Origin of the sequence: Streptomyces sp. AC512_CC834 (genome assembly GCF_019049325.1) — a bacterium.
GTDB lineage: Bacteria > Actinomycetota > Actinomycetes > Streptomycetales > Streptomycetaceae > Streptomyces.
Map to the genome: position 1 here is coordinate 41911 of NZ_JAGMUO010000034.1, position 21352 is coordinate 63262.

Below are 21352 nucleotides of genomic sequence, written 5' to 3' on the forward strand. Positions count from 1 at the left end.
ACACTCGAGAAGAGGTCCGTCCATGCAGCGAAGAGTCACCCTTGGCACGCTCGCCGCGGCGCTCGCCGTCGTGACCGCCACCACGACCGGCGCCCAGGGCGCCACCGCCGCCCCCCGCACCGCTGCGAACGCGGCGAACGCCGGCACCCTCACCTCGCAGGACCTGGCGACGGCCGGCAGCGGCTCGCCCTACTACCGCATCCCCGCGCTCACCAGGACCACCGAGGGCACCCTGCTCGCCGCCTACGACGCCCGTCCCACCCTCGCCGACCTGCCCAGCAACATCGGCATCATGATCCGACGCTCCACCGACGGCGGAACCACCTGGCAGGCGCAGCAGGTGGTCCGCAAGGACGCCGCGCCCAAGGGCTACGGCGACCCCAGCCTCCTCGTCGACCGCGACACCGGCCGCATCTTCCTCTTCTACGCGGCCGGTGTGAACCAGGGCTTCTTCGGCTCGGCCACCGGCAACGACGAGTCCGACCCGGACGTCCTCCAGGCCGACTACAGCTACTCCGACGACGACGGTCTCACCTGGAAGCACGAGCGGATCACCGCCGACATCAAGAACCCGGCCTGGGCCGGCATGTTCGCCGCGTCCGGCGAGGGCATCCAACTGCGCCACGGCGCCTACAAGGGCCGCCTGATCCAGCAGTACGCGATCCGGAACAACGGCAAGAACTACGCGGTCAGCGCCTACAGCGACGACCACGGCGCCACCTGGAGGATGGGCACCCCCGTCGGTCCAGGCGGCGACGAGAACAAGACCGTCGAGCTGTCCGACGGCCGCGTCATGCTGAACAACCGCTCGACCCCGTACCGCACGGTCGCCTACTCCAGCGACGGCGGCGTCACCTACACCCCCTTCCAGCAGGACACCGAGCTGCCCGACCCGGCGAACAACGGCTCGATCACCCGCTTCGCGCCCGACCTGCCCGCCTCCCACCCGCGTGCCTCCTGGCTGATGTTCAGCAACACCGCGACGGCCAACAGCCGCAGCAACCTCACCGTCCGCCTGTCCTGCGACAACGGACAGAACTGGCCGATCCGCAAGACCGTCGAGGCCGGTTCCGCCGCCTACTCGACGCTCACCCCGCTCAGCGACGGCACCGCCGCCAACGCGCGCATGGGACTGCTCTGGGAGCGCGACAACTACCAGCACATCACCTACTCGTCCTTCGACCTGGTGTGGCTCGGCGGCGTCTGCGCACCGGTCACCGTCACGCCGCCCACCGGACTGACGGCCGGTGCCAACACGGAGGTCGCCGTCCGCGTCGTCAGCCAGAACGACGTGAAGCTGCCCGCCGGTTCGGTCTCGCTGAAGCTGCCCGCCGGTTACAGCGCCCCGGCCGTCTCCGTTCCCGCGCTCAACCCCGGCCAGGGGGCCACCGTGAAGGTGCCCGTGACCGTGCCCGCGACCGCTGCCGCCGGGAGCGTCGAGGCGACCGCCGACTACCAGGTCCGCGGCCGGCAGCACGCCTACGGCGACGCCACGTTGACCATCACCGCCCCGTAGCACCACAGCCGGGGCCGCCCGCCGTCGGGCGGCCCCGGTCGCCCTTCCGTTCCACCCACGCACAACCTGGAGTTCCCATGTCCTGGTCCCAGCCTCTTCGCGGCGTCGTCCCGCCCGTCTGCACCCCGCTCGACGCGGAGGGCGAGGTGGATACGGCGTCGCTCGCCCGGCTCGTCGACCACCTCGTGGGCGGGGGAGTGCACGGCCTGTTCGCGCTGGGCTCCAGCAGCGAGGTCGCCTTCCTCACCGACCGGCAGCGGGCCGTCGCCCTCGACACGGTCGTCGAGGCCGCCGCCGGCCGCGTCCCCGTGCTCGCGGGCGTCATCGACATGACCACCCCCCGCGTCGTCGAACACGCCCGCACCGCGCTCGCAGCGGGAGCGGACGCGCTGGTGGCCACCGCCCCGTTCTACGCCCGCACCCACCCCGTCGAGATCGCCCGGCACTTCCGCACCCTGCGCGAGCGCGCCGACCTGCCGCTGTTCGCCTACGATCTCCCCGTCTCCGTGCACAGCAAGCTCTCCACCTCCCTGGTACGGGAACTCGCCGAGGACGGCACGCTCGCCGGGCTCAAGGACAGCAGCGGCGACGAGGGCGGCCTGCGCAGGCTCCTCGTCGAACTCGGCGGACGCCACGGCCGCGCCGACGGCCCCGCACCCTCCTTCAGCATCCTCACCGGCTCCGAACTCACCGTGGACGCCGCCCTGCTGGCAGGCGCCGACGGCGTGGTACCCGGCCTCGGCAACGTCGACCCGGCCGGTTACGTCCGCCTCTACGACGCCGTGCGCGGCGGCGACCTGGACGGCGCCGTCAAGGAACAGGAGCGGCTAGTCGAGCTGTTCGGCCTCGTCGACGCGGGCCCGGAGAGCGAGATGGGCCGCAACTCCTCGTCCATCGGCGCCTTCAAGCACGCGCTGCGGCTGCTCGGGGTGTTCACCCACGGCACCACCGCCGCCCCGCAGATCCAACTGGGCGAGGACTCCGTCGCCCACGTCGAGCGGCACCTGCGCGGCGCCGGGCTGCTCACCGTCCGCTGACGAGCGGCCCCCGGCCGGGGGCCGACGACACCGTCCTCGCCGCCCGCGGCGGGCGGCGAGGACGATGCGGGCGTCGAGCGGGAACGCAGGGTCTAGACCACTTGGGGTCGCGCCGCTATGGTGCGTAATTCTGCAAGAAATAAGCGCTCTTCGCGCATATGCAAGCACCAGTGATGCCCCGATGAGGAGTCCCAGTGCGATTGCGGAAGAAGAGAAGCCCCGTACCGCCCCTGCGTCGCAGACCGCATCTCCTGTTCGCGGCGGTTCTCGCGACCTTCGTCGGCCTGCTGACCGCGCCGTCGGCCGGCGCGCAAGAGACCCCGGCCGACCCGGCGTCCGGCGGAACCGCCCTCGTCCCACGCCCGGTCCTGGTCCAACAGGACGCCGACGAGCAGCCGTTCGTGCTGCGCCCGACCCTCAAGGTCGTCGCCCGCGGCGAAACCGCCGACGTCGGCGAACGGTTCGCCGCGCAGCTCCGCCGGGCGACCGGCTTCCGGGTGCCGGTACGAAGCCACGGACACGGCAACGCCGTTCGCCTCACGGTGGATCCGAAGGCCGACTACACCGTCGACGGAGCGGCGCCCACCGCCGAGTCGTACGTCCTGGACGTGAACAGCCGCGGTGTCTCGATCACCGCGCGCACCGCGCACGGCGCCTTCAACGGTGTCCAGACGCTGCGTCAACTGCTGCCCGCCTGGGCCGCCTCCGCGACCCCGGTCGTCACCGACTGGCGGGTACCCGCCACGCACATCGAGGACGCGCCCCGTTTCTCCTACCGGGGCGTGATGCTCGACGTGGCCCGGTCGTTCCAGGACGTCGACGAGGTCAAACGCTCCATCGACACCCTGTCCCGGATGAAGATGAGCGTGCTGCACCTGCACCTCGCCGACGACCAGGGCTGGCGGATCGAGATCACCAACGACGGCAAGGAGCCGGGCGACCCGATCGACTACACCGCCCTGCACCGCGAGTCCGGCGCGACCGCCATGAACCAGCGCGGCCACCGCGACGAGCTGGGCCGCACCGGCTACTACACGCAGGAGCAGTACCGCGACATCGTCGCCTACGCGAAGGAACGGTTCGTCACCGTCGTCCCCGAGGTCGACGTGCCGAGCCACACCAACGCCGCCCTGCACGCGATCCCGCAGCTCAACACCGACCGGTCGCTGCCCGCCCCCGACCCCGCCACCGGCGTCGTCGACTGGAACGGCAGCGGCGACGTGGGGTACTCGGCCCTCGACGAGCGCCATGACCTCACGTACACGTTCGTCAAGCACGTCTTCCGGCAGCTCGCCGAGATGACCGGCGGCCCCTACGTACACATCGGCGGTGACGAGTCCCACGCCATGGGCCACGAACGCTACCGAACACTTGCCCAGTGCTCCACCCTTCAGGGTGGAGGTGAGGGGCATCTCTGCCCCAGCGGCCCGGAGGGCCGCAGCACCACTGCTAAAGTCGCCTTGTCCGACAACGTAGTTGGCGGACCTACCGCCGGACTGGCGGGACGTCAAGCCTGTGGAGACCACGTAAGACCACCCCTCGGGGCGGCAGAGGCCGATGAAGCAGGAACCCGAGGGAGCACCGCGTAGCGGTGCTGACCGGAATCGCCTGCACTCATGCAGGCGAGGATGTCAATACGCCTGGGGTCCGACGACCGCCGTCTCCGGGGGAGTCCCCGAGTCCGGCGTGCTCGGCGTCGAGGGCGCGCTGTGGTCGGAGACGGTACGGGGCGGCGACCAGGCGGAGTTCCTCACGCTGCCGCGCGCCGCCGCGATCCTGGAGACCGGCTGGACGCCCAAGGACCACAAGGACGTCGGCGACTTCGGTGAGCGGCTCGCCCGGCTGGGCACACACCTCACCGTGGCCGGCGCCAACTTCTACGAGAGCCCGGGGGCCGAGTGGGCCGCCACGGTCGCCGGCACCGACGCGACCGCGCCGCGCGCGGTGACGTCCCGGGTCGGTCTGGGTCGCGTCGCCGCCCCCGGCACCAAGGTCTCCGAGGACGGCACCCGGATCGTCCCGGACACGGTGTCGACCGACGGCGACCCCGCCTCGGCCGGCGCGCTGTCCGAGCCGCTGACCGCGACGGCGGCCTGCGGTGAGCGGGACCTGCCGGTGACGTTCACCCGGAGCAGGGCACGTGACTCCCTGCACGCCGCCGGTGTCTACACCGCGGGTGTGAACGCGTCGTTCACCCGTCCCACCACCTGCGTACTGACCCCGTCGGTGGGAGACCCGGTCTCCGTCCGCGTCCGCCCGGTCCGCCCCCGCGCCGAGACCCCCGCCCCGGCTGCCGCTCCGGAGCTGTCGATGCCGGGCGAGGTGAAGGCGGGGACCTGGGTGCCGTTGAAGCTGGCCGGCTTCGCACCCGGGTACGTCGAGATCCGCGTCGACGGCCGGACCGCCTACACGGTGCGTGCGGACGCCTCCGGCGCGTTCGACCGGCACGGTGTCGTCCCGGCCGGAACCTACGACGGCGTACGCGAGTTCAGCGCCGTCCAGGGCGACCGCGAGGCGCACCGGTCCGTGTCGGTCGACTCCGAGGTGCGTCCGCTGCCCGATCTCGTCGACCAGTCCACGCTGCGCGTCCACGACGTCGACAGCGAGGAGACCGCGGGCGAGGACGCCGCCGCGGTGAACGCCCTCGACGGCGACCCGAGCACGTTCTGGCACACCCGGTGGGCGGGCGCCGCACCGGACTTCCCGCACCACATCACCCTGGACCTGGGGAAGCGGTACGACGTCACCGGCCTGCAGTACGTGCAGCGGCAGAACTCCCGCAACGGCCGGATCAAGGACTGCCGGATCGAGGTGTCCGACGACGGCACCACCTGGACGCGGGTGGCCGAGGGTTCGTTCACCGAGGCGCTCACGCCGCAGAACGTCGAGTTCGACGTCCAACGCGGCCGCTATGTACGCCTCACCGGCCTCGGCTCCCATGCCGGCAACGCCTTCGCCGGAGCCGCGGAACTGAACGTCGGGGGCCGCCCCGTGTGATCCGACGCGGCGGCCGCGCCGCGTGGCCCGGTGAGCGGGGCGCCGACCGGACGGCGCCCCGTGCTCCGCCGTACCTCCGGGCCGGGGCCGCGACCGGGCCGCCGGCGTGCGGGCGGCGGAACGTTCGGCGCCGTGCGGTGAACGGTCGGCGAAGAGCCGCCTCGCGGGGTTATGCCGTGCGGTACAAGCCCGTAGCGTCCCCGGCATGTCCCGTGTCTCCCGCCGCCAGGTCCTCGGCACTCTCGCCGGTGGCGCCACTCTCTCCCTCCTGCCCCCTTCGCTGCACCGCGCGATGGCCGCGCCGATGCCGCGCGGCGGGCTCCGTGCCGTCGAGCACGTGATCGTGCTGATGCAGGAGAATCGCTCCTTCGACAACTACTTCGGCACGCTCAAGGGAGTACGCGGCTTCGGCGACCGTACGCCCCTGCGCCTGCCCTCGGGGGGCGACGTCTTCCGGCAGCCGCGGGCGGGCGGCGGCGAGGTGCTGCCCTTCTCGGCCCGCGGGGCGGCCTTCGACGCGGGCCGACCCGAGGGCGACATCCAGTACCTGGGTTCGCTCCCGCACGGCTTCCCGGACGCCGTCCAGGCCCGTGCCGACGGCTGGTGGAACGACTGGGTGGCCGCCAAGACCCAGAGCACCATGGCCTTCTACGACCGGCGTGACATCCCGCTCCAGTACGAACTCGCCGACCGCTTCACCCTCTGCGACTCCTACTTCTGCTCGGTCTACGGCTCGACCAACCCCAACCGCAACTACCTGTGGACCGGCACCACCGGCCAAGAACCGGACGGCAGCGGCCGAGCCGTCACCAACGCCGCCTACGACCACGACCACGCCGGCTACACCTGGACGACGTACCCGGAACGCCTGGAGGCCGCCGGTGTCTCCTGGCAGATCTACCAGGAGTGGGACAACTTCACCGACAACGCGGTGGAGTACTTCCGGCCCTGGAAGGAGATCGGCCGGAAGATCCTCTCCAGGGCCGGTGGCCGATTCCGCACCACCGAGGAGTTCTACGACAGCCTGTGGGACCGCAGCCCCGAGCAGCGCGAGGCCGCGCTCGCCGAGTTCCAGCGGGGCGTCGACGCCCTGACCGAGGCCGAGCGGAGTCTGTTCCTGCGCGGCGCCCACCGCTCCGAGCCCGACACCCTCGTCCGGCGGATCCGCTCCGACATAGCCAACGGCACACTCCCCGCGGTGAGTTGGGTCGTTCCGACGGCGGCACTGTCCGAACACCCCAGCAGCTCCACCCCGGTGGGCAGCGCCAACCTGGTCTACGACCTCCTCGACGCCGTGGCGAGCGACCCCGACACCTGGTCGAAGACGGTGCTGCTCATCAACTTCGACGAGAACGACGGCTACTTCGACCACGTACCCGCCCCGGTCGCGCCGCGTCCCGCCTCCGGCAACGACGACGACTGGACGGAGGGCAGGCCCGTCGGCCCCGGCCCACGGGTACCGATGACCATCGTGTCGCCCTGGACGGTGGGCGGATTCGTCAGCTCCCGGGCGTTCGACCACACCTCGGTCCTCCGGTTCCTGGAGGAGTGGACCGGCGTGCGCGAGCCCAACATCAGCGCCTGGCGCCGGAGCGTGTTCGGCGACCTGACCGCGGCCTTCGACTTCCACCACGCCCACCGGCAGCCCGAGGTCGAGCAGCCCGGACCGGTGCCGGACGCGGTCGGCCGCTGGAACCCCGCACCGCCGAAGGACCAGTCCCGGCCCGAACAGGAGACCGGCGTCCGCCCGACCCGCCCCCTGCCGTACCGGCCGTCCCTGAGCACCGAGGTGACCCCTACCGACGTCCGCCTGCGGTTCGGCAACGCGGGCCCCACCGCTGCCTGGTTCAGTGCCTACCCCGGTGACGGCGACGCCCCGAGCACCTGGACTGTGCCCGCGCGCGGACGAGCCCGCCACACGGTCGAGTACGGCGCCGACGGCTACGACCTCCAGGTGCACGGTCCGGGCTGGTCCGTGTGGGAGCTGCGCGGCAGGGGCGTCGGCGCCGAGGCACATCTCTCCGAGCACCAGGCGGGCGGCCACATGCGGATCGTCTGCTCCAATCCCTCCGCGAAGACCCGCAGACTCCTCGTCGGCGAATCGGTCCACGCCCACCGGCACGGGGACCGCCCGCGCACCGTCACCCTGCGGCCCGGAGCCTCCCGCACGGTGCGACTGCGCCTGCCGGACCACGGCTGGTACGACATCGTGGTCGTCGACCGGGACGACCCGGCCTTCCTGCGTCGCATGACCGGCCGCCGGTCACACGGCCGCCGCGGCGTCACCGACCCGGCGACCGGCACCGCCCCGGAACTGACCGCGAAGATCGGCCTGCCCGAACCACCGGCCTCCCTGGACACGCCGTTCGCGCAGGGCAACCCGACCGACGTTGTGGTCACCGTGCGCAATGAGGGCAGGCACCGGCTCGAAGGGCTCGTCGCCGCCCTGACGGCCCCCTCCGGCTGGACGGTGGAACGCGTCGGCACCGCCCCCGGGGCCCTCGGAGCCGGCGACTCGGCCGACGTGCGCTTCACGGTCACGCCCGCCCGGGACGCCACCGCCGGTCGACTCGCCGTCGCCGCGCACGCGCAGGGCGCGGGGCTGCTCAGACTCGCCGACGCCCGGGTACGGGTGAAGGTGGGGCCGGTCCTGAGCGTCGCGCTGACCGGTCCGGGGAGCTCGCCCGGCACCGACGGCGCCGTCCTGTCGCCGGGGCGGCCGGCGTTGGTGACGGCCACCGTCACCAACGCCGGCACCACCCCCCTCACCGGCCTCTCCGCCACGCCGGTCCTCCCCGACGGCTGGACGGCTGCCCCCGACGGGACCCCGCCCACATCCGTTCCGGCCCGCTCGGAGGCGATCCTGGCCTGGAACGTCGTCGCGCCCGTCACCGCGACGCGTGTCGTCGACACACTCGGGGTGACCGTCAGGGGGCGGCACGGCGGCGGTGTCGCGGAGGTACCCGCGTCCCTCTCCGTCATGACCGGCCCCCTCATGTCCGGTCACCTTCTCGCGGAGGACTTCGAGCCCGCCGCCCCGAAGCTCGCCCCGGCCGCCGACCTCGACCGCCCCGGTCTGCTCGGCTGGACCCGGACCCTCCCCGAGGGCTGGACGGTCACCAACGCTCCAGACATGCCGCAGGGCACGCGGGAACTGCAGGGCTGGACGCTCATGACCAAGCAGTTCTGGTTCCCCGCCGGACAGAACCGCCCCGACTTCACCCGGGCGCTCGGCGTCGTCGCCGTCGCCGACAGCGACGACTGGGACGACACCGGCGGTCCGGCGGGCCGGGGCCGCTTCGACTCGACCCTGACCGGCCCGGCGGTGACCGTCCCGTCCGGCACCGCCACCCTGCACCTCGTCTTCGACTCCCACTACCGGCAGGAGAGCCCGCAGGAGGCCGAGGTCACGGTCGAGTTCGACTCCGGCGACAAGGTGCGGCTGCTCCACTACAGCGGTGCCACCTCCGGCAACGACAACCTGGGCAGGGACCAGGAGAACCGCCTCGTCCGGCTCTCCTGCCCCGTCCCTGCGGGCGCCACCTCGGCGAAGGCGGCCTTCCGGCTCTTCAACGCCGGGAACAACTGGTACTGGGCGATCGACAACGTCCGCGTGGCCACTGCCCCGGTCGACGACGCCTGAACGGGAGGCTGTGCCGGACGCCGGACGCCGGACGCCGGACGCCGGACGCCGGACGCCGGGCCGTCCGGCAGAACGGGCGGTGTCGGCGCGTGCCGGGTGCCGAGCGCGGGGTGCCGAGTGCGGCGTGCCTGGGCGGGGGCGGCGCGAGCGCGGGGTGCCGGGCCGTCCGGCCGAGCGGGCGGTGTCGGCCAGTGCCGCCGTGCTGTGCAGAGGGGGCGGAACCGGCGTGCGCGCGGTCGGGGCGGGCGGGCCCCGGCGTCGCACGAGACGCTGTTGGCACGGGCCTGAGGGCCCGGCCCCGGCAGCCACCGGGAAGGTGCCGCCCCGCGCCCGGCGGCAGTGCCCGGGGAGTCCCGCCGCCCGCGACGGTGCCGGACCGGTCTGCTCGGGGGCGGGCGCGGAGACCCGTGCCCCGACCCGTCGCAGCCCGCACGCTTGGGGTGGTCGGGGCGTGAGCGCCGAGTCCACAGCGCTCGCCGACCGGAACGCCCGCCGACGAGGAAGACGGCGACGACAGTGCGGTCGATGCGCATCGGCTCCGGTCTCCTGCCCCACTTGCGACGGTCCGAGGGCGACGCGGTGGCATCCCGGGGCCGGTCGAGGCGCCCGCACTGCCGTGCGGTGCTCGGGGGCGCGCCTCTGCGAGTGCGCGGTCGCGGTCGGGGTCCCCTCGCGCCGGCCGAGGGCGACACGGCGGCATCCCGCGGCCGGTCGAGGCGCCCGCACCGTCGTGCGGTCCTCGGGGGCGCGTCCCTGCGAGTGCGCCGTCGCGGTCCGGGTCCCCCCGCGCCGTCACAGGCCGAGCACGACGAGTGCGGTGTCGTCGGTCGCTCCCGCGGGTGGGGTCAGGTCGGCCAGCAGCGCGTCGGCGAGCGCGTCGGGATCGCCACCCCGGTGCCGGGCCAGCGAGTCGGCGAGCCGGGCCAGGCCGGCGTCGATGTCCTCGCCGCGGCGTTCGACCAGCCCGTCGGTGTAGAGCACGAGGACGGAGCCCTCGGTGAAGGCGGTCTCGCGCTGGAGGCGATCGGCGTGTTCGGGACGGGCGCCGAGCGGGGGATCGGTGGCCCCGTCGAGGAAGTCCACGGTGCCGTCCGGACGCATCAGGGCCGCCGGGAGGTGCCCGGCGCTGCTGTAGGAGATGGTACGGCCGGTGTGGTCGATCACGGCCAGCGTCGCTGTCGTCGACTCGGCGCCGTCCACCGAGCGGGCGTACAGGTCGAGGGCCTCCAGTGCGCGGGCGGGGTGGTCGGCGACGCGGCAGGCGGCGCTGAGGGCGCTGCGCAGTTGGCCCATGACGCAGGCGGCGACCAGACCGGAACCGACGACGTCGCCGACGGCCACGGCGACGCGCCCGTCGGGCCGGTCCACCAGGTCGTACCAGTCCCCGCACACGTTGAGGAACCCGACCGCCGGCCGGTAGCGCACCGCGGCGTGCCGCAGTGGCAGCGGGTCGGGCACCGGCAGCATCGCCTCCTGCAGGTGCAGGGCGACCTCGCGTTCGCGGGCGTGGGCCTTGCGCAGCCGTTCGTTGACCTCCTGCAGCTCCCGGGCGCGTCGGTACAGTTCGGCCTCCAGCACCGTCGCCCGGCCGGCGGCGCCGCTGCGGCCACCGTGGTTGCGGACCAGCTCGGTGAGATCCTGCTCCCAGTGCAGCAGCCAGGCCACCCGCCCGTCGGCGCCGAGGACGGGGACGCAGACCGTACTCCAGTACCGCTCCTCCCAGACGCCCGGCCGGTCCGGCGACTCCACGTCGTAGCGGTGCAGCGTCATCGCGTCGCGTTCCCCGGTGGCCGCCACCCACCGCAGCGAGTCGCGCAGCTTGCGCATGCCCGTCACACCCGGATCCCGCGGGTCGTCCGGGAAGGCGTCGGCCAGACCGTGACCCACCACCTGGTCACGCCTGCGGCCAAGACCACGCAGGAACGCCTCGTTGACGTCGGCGTACTCGAGGCCGGGGGTGAACAGGGCGACCATGCTCGGCAGGGCCTGGAAGACCGCCTGGTAGTCGATCTCGGATTCCCTCACGATGCCACCTGCCCGCCACGCCGTGCCGATCACGTGTCCCTTCAACGATAGGCCCACCTGGCCCGACGTTCTCCCGGCACGGAATCACCTATTGGCATCGATAACATTCTCTGCCATAGTTCCAGCTACCGACGACCGACCCGGGTTCCGGGCACGGCCGCGTGTCGCCGATTTCTCGGCCGTGCGGAGACATCTCTCCTCCGCGCCACCCCTGTCAAGGAGGAGCTGTGAAGCGATCCACCATCCGTTGTGCCGGAATCGTCGGCGCCGTCGCGCTGACCCTCACGGTCGGCGGCTGCTCCGACTCCGGTTCCGGTTCCGGTTCCGGTTCGGACTCGGCATCCTCCGGAGGCAAGGCATCGATAACATTCTGGGGTTGGGCACCCGGCTACGAGGACGCGGTCAAGGCCTTCAACAAGTCCCACCCCGACATCAAGGTCTCGTACCAGTCGGTGCAGCCGGGCGCCAAGGGCGGCTACGAGAAGATGCTGAACGCGGTGAAGGCGGACAACGCCCCGTGCCTGGCCCAGGTCGGCTACGAGACCCTGCCCAGCTTCGCCGCACAGGGAGCGCTGACGGACGTCACCGAGCACGCCTCGGCGGACAAGGACGACTACCAGGAGGCCGCCTGGAAGTCCGTCACCCTGGCGGACCGCGTCTACGCGGCGCCCGTGGACACCGGCCCGATGGCCCTCTTCTACAACAAGAAGGTCTTCGACTCGCTCGACCTCAAGCCCCCCACCACGTGGGCCGAGTACGAGGCCGCGGCTGAGAAGATCCACAAGTCGGACCCGAAGCGGTACATCTCGGCGCCCTACCTCGACTACGACTACGCGGGCCTCGCCTGGCAGACCGGCGCGTCCTGGTTCGGCACCAAGGGCGACGCCTGGCAGGTCACCATGGACTCCGAGGCCAACAAGAAGGTCGCCGGGTACTGGCAGGGCCTGGCCGACAAGGGGCTGATCAGCGACGCCCCCATGTACGACCAGGCGTGGTACACGGGCCTCGGCAACGGCGACATCGCGACCGTCGTCGGTGCCGTGTGGCAGGCCGGTGTCATCAAGGGCGGCGCCAAGAGCGGCTCCGGGCAGTGGGCGGTGGCACCGCTGCCGCAGTGGAGCAAGGGAGACAAGCGGGTCGGCAACGCGGGCGGGTCCTCCACCGCGGTCCTCAAGGGCTGCGAGAACCCCGAGGCCGCCTGGGAGTTCGCGCACTGGCTGAGCACCGACCGCGAGGCCTTCGGCGACCTCGTCGACAAGGCCGCCCTCTACCCGGCCGCCAAGGACCTGCTCGACCTGCCGCAACTCAAGTCCGCCGACCCGTACTTCGGCGGCCAGAAGATCTACGACGTCTTCGCCGACGCCTCCGGCCAGGTCAACGCCTCCTGGACCTGGGGCCCGCTGATGACCAAGACCGCCGCCGACCTCAACGACGGGCTCGGCAAGGCCTGGGCCGGCGAGAGCACCATCGCGGACGCCCTGCGCACCGCGCAGGACAAGACGGTGGGCGAGATGAAGAAGCAGGGTCTTCAGGTCGCCGAGTAGTCGCCGAGCAGCAGACTCCCACCGGGCCGGAACGCCGGACCGGAACGCCGGACCGGAACGCCGGACCGGCCCGGTCCACCGCATCACAGTGAGGAAAGCGCCCGTGGCCAACGCCGCCGCTCTGGCGGACACCCGAAGCAGTAGCCGCACGACCGGTGCCCGACCGCCCGCGGACGAGCCCGGCCGCCGGCCGCGCCGCTCGCCGAAATGGCTGAGCCCGGTGCTCTTCTGCGCACCCTTCGCCGTCCTGTTCGCCGCCATGTACGTCGCGCCGATCGCCTACGCGGCCGTCGAGAGCCTCTACACCGTCAAGAGGTCGGGACTGGGCCTGACGGCGCCGACGGAGGTCTTCGACCCGCTCGCGAACTACACCCGCGCCCTCGACGACGGCGCCTTCCTCGACTCCCTCGGACGCGTCGCGCTGTTCGGCGTGGTCCAGGTGCCGCTGATGCTGGGCGCGGCGCTCCTGCTCGCCCTGCTCATCGACTCCCGGTCCGCGCGGGGCAAGGGCTTCTTCCGGCTCTCCAGCTTCCTGCCGTACGCGATCCCCGGCGTCAGCGCGGCGCTCGTCTGGTCGTTCATGTACTCGTCGCAGTCGAGCCCGATCAACCGGCTGCTGGAACCGGCCGGAATCAGCATCCCGTTCTTCGACTCCGAGCTGGTGCTGTGGTCGGTGGCGAACATCGTCACGTGGAGCTGGACCGGCTACAACATGATCATCATCTACGCGGCGCTGCAGTCGATCCCCGCGGAGGTGCTGGAGGCCGCCAAGGTGGACGGGGCCTCGGCCGTCCGGATCGCCTGGAGCATCAAGGTGCCGTCCGTGCGCGGCGCGCTCGTGCTCACCTCGGTGTTCTCCATCATCGGCTCGGCCCAGCTCTACAACGAGCCGACCGTACTGCGGCCGCTCTCCGACGGTGCCGTGTCCACGACCTTCACCCCGATCATGTCCGCGCAGAACGCGGTCGCGTCCGGCAACTACCCCTACGGCGCAGCCCAGTCGGTGATTCTCGCCGTACTCGTGGGCGCGGTGTCGTTCACGTTCTTCAGACTGACCAGCCGGGGAGAGCAGGGATGAGCGCGTTGAGTACGTCGAGCACCGGAACGCCCGTGGTCCGCGCGCGGCGCGACAGCGACCTGCCCAGCCGGCTGACCGTCATGGCGCTGCTCCTGCTGTCCGCGTTCTACTTCCTGTTCCCCCTGTGGTGGCTGCTGGTGTCGGCCACCAAGCCCTTCGGCGACCAGTTCTCCGGCACCGGCCTGTGGTTCGACGGCTTCGGCCTGTTCGACAACATCGCCCGCCTCAGCAGCCAGGACGACGGCATCTTCTGGCGCTGGATGCTCAACAGCATCCTGTACTGCGGCGTCGGCGCCCTGTTCGGCACGGCGTTCTCCGCGCTGGCCGGCTTCGCCCTCGCCAAGTACCGCTTCCCCGGGCGCGGCTTCCTGTTCGGCGTGGTGCTGGCGGCCGTGCTCATCCCCAAGGTCCTGTTCACGCTGCCGCTCTACCTGATGTTCTCCGGCGTCGGGCTCATCGACAACCCGTTGGCGGTCCTGCTGCCCAGCGTGGTCAGCCCGTTCGGGGTGTACCTCTCCCGGGTCTTCGCCGCGCAGACGGTGCCCGACGAGGTCATGGAGGCCGGCCGGCTCGACGGGGCGAGCGAGTTCCGCATCTTCCGGACCATCGGCGTACGGATGATGCTGCCCGCCCTCGTGACGATCTTCCTGTTCCAGTTCGTGGAGATCTGGAACAACTACCTGCTGCCCGCGATGGTCCTCGGCGACGACCGGCTGCAGCCGGTCACCGTGGGTCTGGTCGGCTGGAACGCCAGCCACGTCGCGGTGCCGCCCCCACTGGTCGTCATCGGGTCGCTGGTGTCCGTCGTACCCCTCCTGATCGCCTTCCTCGCGCTCCAGAGGTTCTGGCGCGCGGGCATGACCGCCGGAGCCGTCAAGTGACCACTTCCCCCCACGTCTCCCCTTCACTGCCGACGAGCACGGGCCCGGGTGACCGCACGACGGCCACCCTGACGTACGCCGACGGCACCCTGCTGCGCAACGGGCGCCCGCACCGCGTCCTTTCGGGCTCGCTGCACTACTTCCGGGTCCACCCGGAGCACTGGGCCGACCGGCTCCGGCGGCTGGCCGCCCTCGGCCTGAACACGGTCGACACCTACGTCCCCTGGAACTTCCACGAACGCACTGAGGGCGACATCCGCTTCGACGGCCCGCGCGACCTGGCCCGGTTCGTACGGCTGGCTCAGGAGGAGGGTCTTGACGTCGTCGTGCGGCCCGGACCCTACATCTGCGCCGAGTGGGACAACGGCGGTCTGCCCGCCTGGCTGACCGGCACTCCGGGCATGCGGCTGCGGGCGTCCCACGGCCCGTTCCTCGAAGCGGTCGACCGCTGGTTCGACGCGCTGATCCCACGCGTCGCGGAACTCCAGTCCGGCAGGGGCGGCCCGGTCGTGGCCGTGCAGATCGAGAACGAGTACGGCAGCTACGGCGACGACCGCGCGTACGTCCGCCACATCCGCGACGCCCTCGTAGCCCGCGGCATCACCGAACTCCGCTACACCGCCGACGGGCCGACCCCGCTGATGCAGGACGGCGGTGCCCTGCCAGGCGAACTGGCGGCGGCGACCTTCGGCTCACGTGCCGACGAGGCCGCGGCGCTGCTGCGCTCGCGCCGGTCCGGGGAGCCGTTCTTCTGCGCCGAGTTCTGGAACGGCTGGTTCGACCACTGGGGCGAGAAGCACCACGTCCGGTCGGCGGCGAGCGCGGCCGAGGACCTCGGCGGCATCCTCGACGCGGGCGGCTCCGTGAGCCTCTACATGGCGCACGGCGGCACCAACTTCGGGCTGTGGGCGGGCGCCAACCACGAGGGCGGCGCCCTCCTGCCGACCGTCACCAGCTACGACTCGGACGCCCCCATCGCCGAGAACGGCGCCCTGACCCCGAAGTTCTTCGCCCTGCGGGACATGCTGACCGCGCTCGACGACGCCGCAGCCCGGCGCCCGCTGCCGGCCGACCCACCGCTGCTGGCACCCCGCGACCTGCCGGTCGTCCCGCACGCGGCCCTGCTCGACGCCCTGCGGGCGACGGCCGAGCCCGTGACCGCACCGCTGCCGCCGAGCTTCGAGGAACTGTCCCTGGCCTCCGGCCTGGTGCTCTACGAGGCCGAGCCGCTGCTGCCACCGGGGGACCACGAGGTGACCGTCACGGGTCTGCACGACCGCGCCCAGGTGTTCGTCGACGACACACCCGTCGCCGTACTGGACCGCGAGAGCGCCTCTTTCACCGTCACCGGCACCGGAGCACGGGTCCGGCTGGCGCTGCTGGTGGAGAACCAGGGACGGATCAACTACGGTCCGCTGCTCGGCCAGGGCAAGGGCATCCTCGGCGGGGTCCGGGTGGAACGCCGGCTGGTGCACGGCTGGACGACGCGCCCGCTGCCGCTGGACGCGTGGACGCCGCAGGACCTCGCCCGCGTCGCCGCGGCGGCCCCGCCGGACGGGCGGTCGGGCCTGGCCACCGCCGTCCTGTCCGTGGCCGAACCCGCGGACACCTTCGTCGCCCTGCCCGGGTTCGGCAAGGGGTTCCTCTGGGTCAACGGCACCCTGCTGGGCCGCTACTGGGAGATCGGCCCCCAGACCACCCTCTACCTGCCCGGTCCGCTCCTGCGCCCCGGCGACAACACCCTGACCGTGCTGGAACTCGAACGCCTCGGCGACCGCGTCACCCTGCACGAGGGCCCCGACCTCGGACCGGCGGAGGAGTACGTCGAGACCTTCGACTGACGTCGACGCGTTCCCGTGCCCCGTGCCCGGCGGGGCACGGGGCACGGGAACGAACCTCGGCCGTCCGGCTCGAGGCAGCGGTCTCCGCCCGCGCCGCCGCCGTTGAGCTGGGCGGACAGACCGTCCGGGCCTGTTCCTGACCGTGCTGCCGCTGTCGTGGCTCACCGCCTCGTGCAGCACCGAGAGTTGAGGCGGCGGGCGGGGCGCAGGACCGGAGCGGGCGCGGAGACCCAGCGGCCTCCGCGCCCGCCTCAGGTCGCCGCGTGCTTCCCCGTCAACCGTGCCGCAGCACGGCCGGTTCGGACAGGAGCCCCGTGACGCGGCCCACCATCGCGAGCCGTTCGTCGACAGCGGCGTGCCCGGGGACCTGGATCTTCGCCCCCGTGTAGGAGAACGCGCCCTGTGCCGCCCGCAGACACCGGCGGACCTCGGCGGCGTTCATGAGGGACGTGGGCTCGTCCTCGGTCAGCGGCAGGTGCGCGTCCGCCCACGGTCCGCCGAACTCGTTCGCAACCGGGGCGGCGCCGGAGAACATGACCCCTTCCAGCAGGCCCTCGGCGGCCAGCCTGTCGATCTGGGCGAGGGGCCGGGCAGGGTCCTGTGCCTCGACGGCCGAGCGGCCCCAGTTGACGGTGATGCCGATTCCCCCCTCGCGCGCGAGGGGGATCTCCTCGTCCAGCGGCAGGAACCGCTTCTCGCCGGGGACGGCCGGAGAGTACGCGTCGCAGTGCTCCAGGACGAGCCGGGTCGACCAGCCGCCCGCGGCGGCCTCGCTCGCCGCGATCTCGTCGAGGGAGCGCGCGAACTCCTCCGGCACCGCGGTCGTCGACGGCGCGGTGTGGATGTGCAGGACGGAGACGGACTGCTCACCGGTGAGCTGGTTCAGCTCCTCGGCGGTGACGCGGGCCTCGTGGAGGAAGGCGAGCGCCGCCCGCCGCCCGTCGTCGTCCCCGGAGGCGAGGCCGAAGGTTGCCGATGCCGCCACGCGCACCATGGTGCCGGGAATGAGGGTGATCACCGAACCGGTGAAGCGGCCGCGCAGTTGTCCGGCCGGCCAGTTGGCGTCCTCACCGAGCCCGTCCCGGAACGGGAGCTCCAGCCCGTCCGCGATTCCCCGGTCGGCGAGTCCCTCGTAGAAGCGCTCCTGGTCGGCACGGAGGGCGGGCAGCGCCGCGTACGCGCCCACCAGGACGGGCCGTTCTGTCTTCATGGTGTTGGTCTCCGATGCTCATGCTGCTGCCGAGGTGTTCTCGGGTGCTGTCGTAGTGTCGCCGCCCCGCCGGTCACGGCCCCGTCGCTCTCAGGGCCCGCCCGATGGGTTCGTAGTGAGCCGTGACCGCCGCCTGGAAGGCCGCGACGTCGCCCGCCTCGGCCGCGTCGAGCATGAGCCCGTGCGCGCGTGCCGTCTGGTTCATGTCCGCCGCGACGGAAAGCCCCAGCGTGGGGACCACCACGGTGTGCACCTCCCAGAACGCGCTGACGAGCTGTCCGACCAGCGCGTTGTCGAGCCGTGCCAGCAGCCCGGTGTGGAACGCGCGGTCCTGCCGCGGGAAGGTGTGCCCCGCCGCGGCCGCGGCGACCATCTCGTCCACGAGCGCGTGCAGCTCCGGGTTGGCGGTGCCGGCCAGGCTCGCCACGATGCGCTCGGCCATCCCGTGGTCGAGCGCCTGGCGGACCTCGACCACGTCCCGCAGCGCACGCAGGTCGTCGCCGGGACTGAGTACCCCGCGGAAGACGAGCATCTCCACCAGCGCGTCGAGCGACATGGCGCCCACATACGTGCCGTGGCCGTGGCGGACCTCGACGATGCCGAGCGTCGACAGAGCGCGGATCGCCTCCCGCACGCTGGAGCGGGAGACACCGAGACGCTCGCAGAGCCCGGCCTCGGTGGGCAGGGGATCTCCCGGACGCAGGCCCTCGACCAGTATGAAGTCCTTGATCCGGCCCGTGAGGGTCGCTCGCCGAGAGGTGTCCGCGTCGAGTGCCGCACCGGGGACGGGCGTCCCGAGGCTCCGCTGTCGTGCGGTCATCTTTTGACCCTTTCCGTTCGCGGTCCTATGGTGATGCCACTCAAGATAAGACATCAGACGTTCGGATTTGGTGTTCAGCGTCGAGCAGCGCCGACCGTCGACGAAAAAGCCGGAGCGCCAACGTGGCCACGTCCACCTTCCGCGGCATCGTGCCGCCCGTTCTCACGCCCCTCACCCCCGAGGGCGAGATCGACACCGCGTCGTTGGAGCGCCTGGTGCGCCATCTCGTGGACGCCGGCGTCCACGGACTGTTCGTGCTGGGGTCGACGGGAGAGGTCGCCTACCTCACCGACGCCCAGCGGGACCTCGTGGCACGCACCGCGGTCCGCGCGGCGGACGGCCGGGTCCCCGTGATCGGCGGAGCGATCGATCTCACCACCGCCCGCGTCGCCGACCGGGCCAGGGCGCTCGTCGGCGCCGGGGCCGACGCGGTCGCGGTGACCGCGCCGGTGTACGCGATCAACGACATGGCCGAGATCGAGCGACACCTGCGCGCGGTCGCCGCGGCCGTCGAGGTGCCGGTGCTCGCCTACGACATCCCGGTACGGGTGCACCGCAAGCTGCCCGCGGACCTGCTGGTGCGCCTCGGCGGCGAAGGCGTGCTCGCCGGTGTCAAGGACTCCTCGGGCGACGACGTGGCGTTCCGCCGCCTCGTCGCGGCGAACGCCGCCGCCGGGTCGCCCCTCGCCCTGTTCACCGGCCACGAGGCCGTCGTCGACGGCATGCTCCTGCTGGGCGCGGACGGTGTGGTGCCGGGACTCGCCAACGTCGACGCCGCGGGCTACGTCCGCCTGTGGGACCTCGCCCAGGCCGGGAAGTGGGACGACGCCAGGGCGGAGCAGGACCGGCTGGCCGCCCTCTTCGAGATCGTCTTCCAGGCCCGGGACCGCTCGGGCGACGCGGCCGGAGTCGGGTCGTTCAAGGTCTCGGCACACCGCCAGGGCCTGATCGCCTCCACGACGATGGCCTTCCCCGTGGAGGCGCTCGACGGGGAGACCGCGGACCGCATCGCGGAGATCACGCGCGCCGCGGGACTCCTGGATGGCTGAGGTCACCCCGGGCGGCGCCGGGGCCGGTGCCGGGAACGGTGCCGTCGTCGGCGTCGATCTCGGTGGCACCAAGATCGCCGCGGCGACGGTGGACGAGCACGGGAAGGCCGGCCGCGTGCACACGATGCCGACACCCGCCCCGGACGGGCCCGCCGCCGTACTCGACGCGGTCGCGTCGCTCGTGCGCGACGTCCTGGCCGAGTCCGGTACGGGGCTGCGGGCCCTGGGCGTCGGGGCGGCGGGGGTGATCGACTCGGGGCGCGGCGTCGTCGTGTCCTCGACCGACACCTTCCCCGGCTGGCCCGGCACCGACATCGCCGGGGGCCTGCGCACCCGCCTGGCCCCGCTCGCGGCCGGTGACGGGCTCGTCGTGACGGTGCAGAACGACGTCGACGCGCACGCCGCGGGCGAGGCGTGGCGCGGGGCCGCGGCAGGGTCCGGAAGTGTCCTGCTCGTGGCCGTGGGCACCGGGGTCGGTGCCGCTGTCGTACGCGACGGCCGTCCGCTGCGCGGCGCGCACCACCTGGCCGGCGAGGCAGGCCACATCCCCGTGCCCGGCGCCGAGGGCCTGCGCTGCCCGTGCGGTCGCACCGGCCACCTGGAGGCCGTCGGGGCGGGGCCGGCGATCCACCGGCGCTACCTCGAACTCGGCGGCCACCCCGCCTGCCCGGACGCGCGCGACGTCGTCGCGCGGGCCGAGGGCGGCGACGACCTCGCCGCCCGCGTGGTCCGCGCGGCCGGGGAAGCGGTCGGGCGCGCGATCGCCGGAATCGTCACCGTCCTCGACCCCGAGACCGTCGTCGTCGGCGGCGGGGTCGCCCAGGCCGGCGAACTCTGGTGGTCGGCGCTCGAGGGGACGCTGCGGTCGGAGGTGGTGGACGCGCTGGCCGGGCTGCCGGTGGTGCCCGCGGCGCTGGGCGGCGAGGCGGCCGTCGTCGGCGCCGCGCGCGATGCCTGGAGCACGACCACGACCATGGCCATGGCCATGTCGAGCAGCGAGGAGAAGAGACCATGACGGACCCGCGACCCACTCCGGTGAACGGCCGGAGCGTGCTCGACGCGATGCGCGGACGTCTCACGGTGTCCTGCCAGGCGTACCCGGGCGAGCCCCTGCGCGATCCACGCACCACGGGCCAGATGGCGCGGGCCGTCGTCGCAGGCGGTGCCGCGGCCGTGCGCGCCCAGGGCATCGAGGACGTGAAGGCGGTCGTCGCGGCCGTCGACGTGCCCGTGGTCGGCCTGTGGAAGGAGGGCGCCTCCGGGGTGTTCATCACCCCGACGCTGGAGCACGCGCTCGCCGTCGCCCGGGCCGGGGCCCATGTGGTGGCGCTCGACGGCACCCGCCGGCCGCGCCCGGACGGCCGGACGCTCGCGAAGACGGTCGAACTGCTCCGCGCCGAGACCGGCGTCCTGGTCATGGCGGACTGCGGCTCCGTGGACGACGCCAGGGCCGCCGAGGACGCCGGCGCGGACCTCCTCGGCACCACCCTCGCCGGCTACACCGGGGAACGCCCGAAGACCGAGGGACCCGACCTCGAACTGCTCGACGAGGTGCTGGCGTGGAGCAGCCTTCCGGTCGTCGTCGAGGGGCGCGTCCACACGCCCGCCCAGGCCGCCGCCGCGCTCGGACGCGGGGCGTTCAGCGTCTGCGTGGGCACGGCCATCACCCACCCCACGACCATCACCGGCTGGTTCGTCGACGCTCTGTGAC

General features: G+C 72.8%; 15 protein-coding genes. 12 read left to right on the plus strand and 3 right to left on the minus strand.

What is annotated here, in order from left to right:
• The first annotated feature begins 22 nt into the window (after positions 1 to 22).
• From KUM40_RS13550 to KUM40_RS13570, 5 genes are all read left to right on the plus strand, one after another.
• A complete protein-coding gene (locus KUM40_RS13550) occupies positions 23 to 1516 on the plus strand; it encodes an exo-alpha-sialidase (protein ID WP_217166087.1) in 1494 nt (497 codons plus the stop codon).
• A 77-nt stretch (positions 1517 to 1593) separates the two neighbouring features.
• Positions 1594 to 2553, plus strand: coding sequence for a dihydrodipicolinate synthase family protein (locus KUM40_RS13555; RefSeq protein ID WP_217166088.1), 960 nt, complete (start codon positions 1594 to 1596; stop codon positions 2551 to 2553).
• A 200-nt stretch (positions 2554 to 2753) separates the two neighbouring features.
• Complete coding sequence (locus KUM40_RS13560) at positions 2754 to 4142, plus strand: beta-N-acetylhexosaminidase (protein WP_217166089.1); 1389 nt, start codon at positions 2754 to 2756, stop codon at positions 4140 to 4142.
• Complete coding sequence (locus KUM40_RS13565; RefSeq protein WP_254395063.1) at positions 4111 to 5550, plus strand: discoidin domain-containing protein; 1440 nt, start codon at positions 4111 to 4113, stop codon at positions 5548 to 5550. The genes KUM40_RS13560 and KUM40_RS13565 overlap by 32 nt, the downstream gene beginning before the upstream one ends.
• A 205-nt stretch (positions 5551 to 5755) precedes the next feature.
• Positions 5756 to 9193: a phosphocholine-specific phospholipase C gene (locus KUM40_RS13570; RefSeq protein WP_217166091.1), complete on the plus strand. Its 3438-nt coding sequence runs from the start codon at positions 5756 to 5758 to the stop codon at positions 9191 to 9193.
• Positions 9194 to 9985: 792 nt separating this feature from the next.
• Here KUM40_RS13570 and KUM40_RS13575 read toward each other — a convergent pair.
• The gene (locus KUM40_RS13575; protein WP_217166092.1) at positions 9986 to 11218 is read right to left on the minus strand and encodes a PP2C family protein-serine/threonine phosphatase; all 1233 of its coding nucleotides are present in this window, start codon (positions 11216 to 11218) and stop codon (positions 9986 to 9988) included.
• A gap of 227 nt (positions 11219 to 11445) precedes the next feature.
• Here KUM40_RS13575 and KUM40_RS13580 point away from each other — a divergent pair, with 227 nt between their 5' ends.
• The 4 genes from KUM40_RS13580 to KUM40_RS13595 all read left to right on the plus strand — a co-directional run bounded on the left by KUM40_RS13580 (position 11446) and on the right by KUM40_RS13595 (position 16562).
• Entirely contained in the window at positions 11446 to 12762 is a 1317-nt protein-coding gene (locus tag KUM40_RS13580; protein WP_308401132.1) for a sugar ABC transporter substrate-binding protein, read from the plus strand.
• A gap of 103 nt (positions 12763 to 12865) precedes the next feature.
• The gene (locus tag KUM40_RS13585) at positions 12866 to 13840 is read left to right on the plus strand and encodes a sugar ABC transporter permease (protein ID WP_308401133.1); all 975 of its coding nucleotides are present in this window, start codon (positions 12866 to 12868) and stop codon (positions 13838 to 13840) included.
• Positions 13837 to 14721 (plus strand): carbohydrate ABC transporter permease, encoded by an 885-nt coding sequence (locus tag KUM40_RS13590; RefSeq protein ID WP_217166093.1) that lies wholly within the window; start codon positions 13837 to 13839, stop codon positions 14719 to 14721. The genes KUM40_RS13585 and KUM40_RS13590 overlap by 4 nt, the downstream gene beginning before the upstream one ends.
• Positions 14722 to 14747: 26 nt before the next feature.
• Positions 14748 to 16562 carry a glycoside hydrolase family 35 protein gene (locus KUM40_RS13595; protein ID WP_217166461.1) on the plus strand — a complete coding sequence of 605 codons (1815 nt, stop codon included), beginning with the start codon at positions 14748 to 14750 and terminating at the stop codon, positions 16560 to 16562.
• Between the two features lie 274 nt (positions 16563 to 16836).
• Here KUM40_RS13595 and KUM40_RS13600 read toward each other — a convergent pair whose 3' ends face one another.
• Together KUM40_RS13600 and KUM40_RS13605 are read right to left on the minus strand one after the other, a co-directional pair.
• Entirely contained in the window at positions 16837 to 17772 is a 936-nt protein-coding gene (locus KUM40_RS13600; RefSeq protein ID WP_217166094.1) for a DUF4862 family protein, read from the minus strand.
• A gap of 73 nt (positions 17773 to 17845) precedes the next feature.
• Positions 17846 to 18592: a FadR/GntR family transcriptional regulator gene (locus KUM40_RS13605; RefSeq protein WP_217166095.1), complete on the minus strand. Its 747-nt coding sequence runs from the start codon at positions 18590 to 18592 to the stop codon at positions 17846 to 17848.
• Between the two features lie 122 nt (positions 18593 to 18714).
• On the opposite strand from KUM40_RS13605, the gene KUM40_RS13610 reads away from it, so the two are divergent.
• Genes KUM40_RS13610 through KUM40_RS13620 form a run of 3 tightly spaced genes read left to right on the plus strand, consistent with a single transcriptional unit; the run spans position 18715 to position 21351 of the window.
• Positions 18715 to 19641, plus strand: a complete 927-nt coding sequence (locus tag KUM40_RS13610; RefSeq protein WP_217166096.1) for a dihydrodipicolinate synthase family protein — start codon at positions 18715 to 18717, stop codon at positions 19639 to 19641.
• A complete protein-coding gene (locus KUM40_RS13615) occupies positions 19634 to 20656 on the plus strand; it encodes an ROK family protein (RefSeq protein ID WP_217166097.1) in 1023 nt (340 codons plus the stop codon). The genes KUM40_RS13610 and KUM40_RS13615 overlap by 8 nt, the downstream gene beginning before the upstream one ends.
• Entirely contained in the window at positions 20653 to 21351 is a 699-nt protein-coding gene (locus KUM40_RS13620; RefSeq protein WP_217166098.1) for an N-acetylmannosamine-6-phosphate 2-epimerase, read from the plus strand. Before KUM40_RS13615 ends, KUM40_RS13620 begins: the two co-directional genes overlap by 4 nt.
• Position 21352 lies beyond the last annotated feature (1 nt).

Coding starts and splice junctions, on each gene's coding strand:
- KUM40_RS13600 (WP_217166094.1), bottom strand. CDS start 17,772: ATGAAGACAGAACGGCCCGTCCTGGTGGGCGCGTACGCGGCGCTGCCC.
- KUM40_RS13550 (WP_217166087.1), top strand. CDS start 23: ATGCAGCGAAGAGTCACCCTTGGCACGCTCGCCGCGGCGCTCGCCGTC.
- KUM40_RS13565 (WP_254395063.1), top strand. CDS start 4,111: ATGAAGCAGGAACCCGAGGGAGCACCGCGTAGCGGTGCTGACCGGAAT.
- KUM40_RS13605 (WP_217166095.1), bottom strand. CDS start 18,592: ATGACCGCACGACAGCGGAGCCTCGGGACGCCCGTCCCCGGTGCGGCA.
- KUM40_RS13590 (WP_217166093.1), top strand. CDS start 13,837: ATGAGCGCGTTGAGTACGTCGAGCACCGGAACGCCCGTGGTCCGCGCG.
- KUM40_RS13555 (WP_217166088.1), top strand. CDS start 1,594: ATGTCCTGGTCCCAGCCTCTTCGCGGCGTCGTCCCGCCCGTCTGCACC.
- KUM40_RS13570 (WP_217166091.1), top strand. CDS start 5,756: ATGTCCCGTGTCTCCCGCCGCCAGGTCCTCGGCACTCTCGCCGGTGGC.
- KUM40_RS13615 (WP_217166097.1), top strand. CDS start 19,634: ATGGCTGAGGTCACCCCGGGCGGCGCCGGGGCCGGTGCCGGGAACGGT.
- KUM40_RS13620 (WP_217166098.1), top strand. CDS start 20,653: ATGACGGACCCGCGACCCACTCCGGTGAACGGCCGGAGCGTGCTCGAC.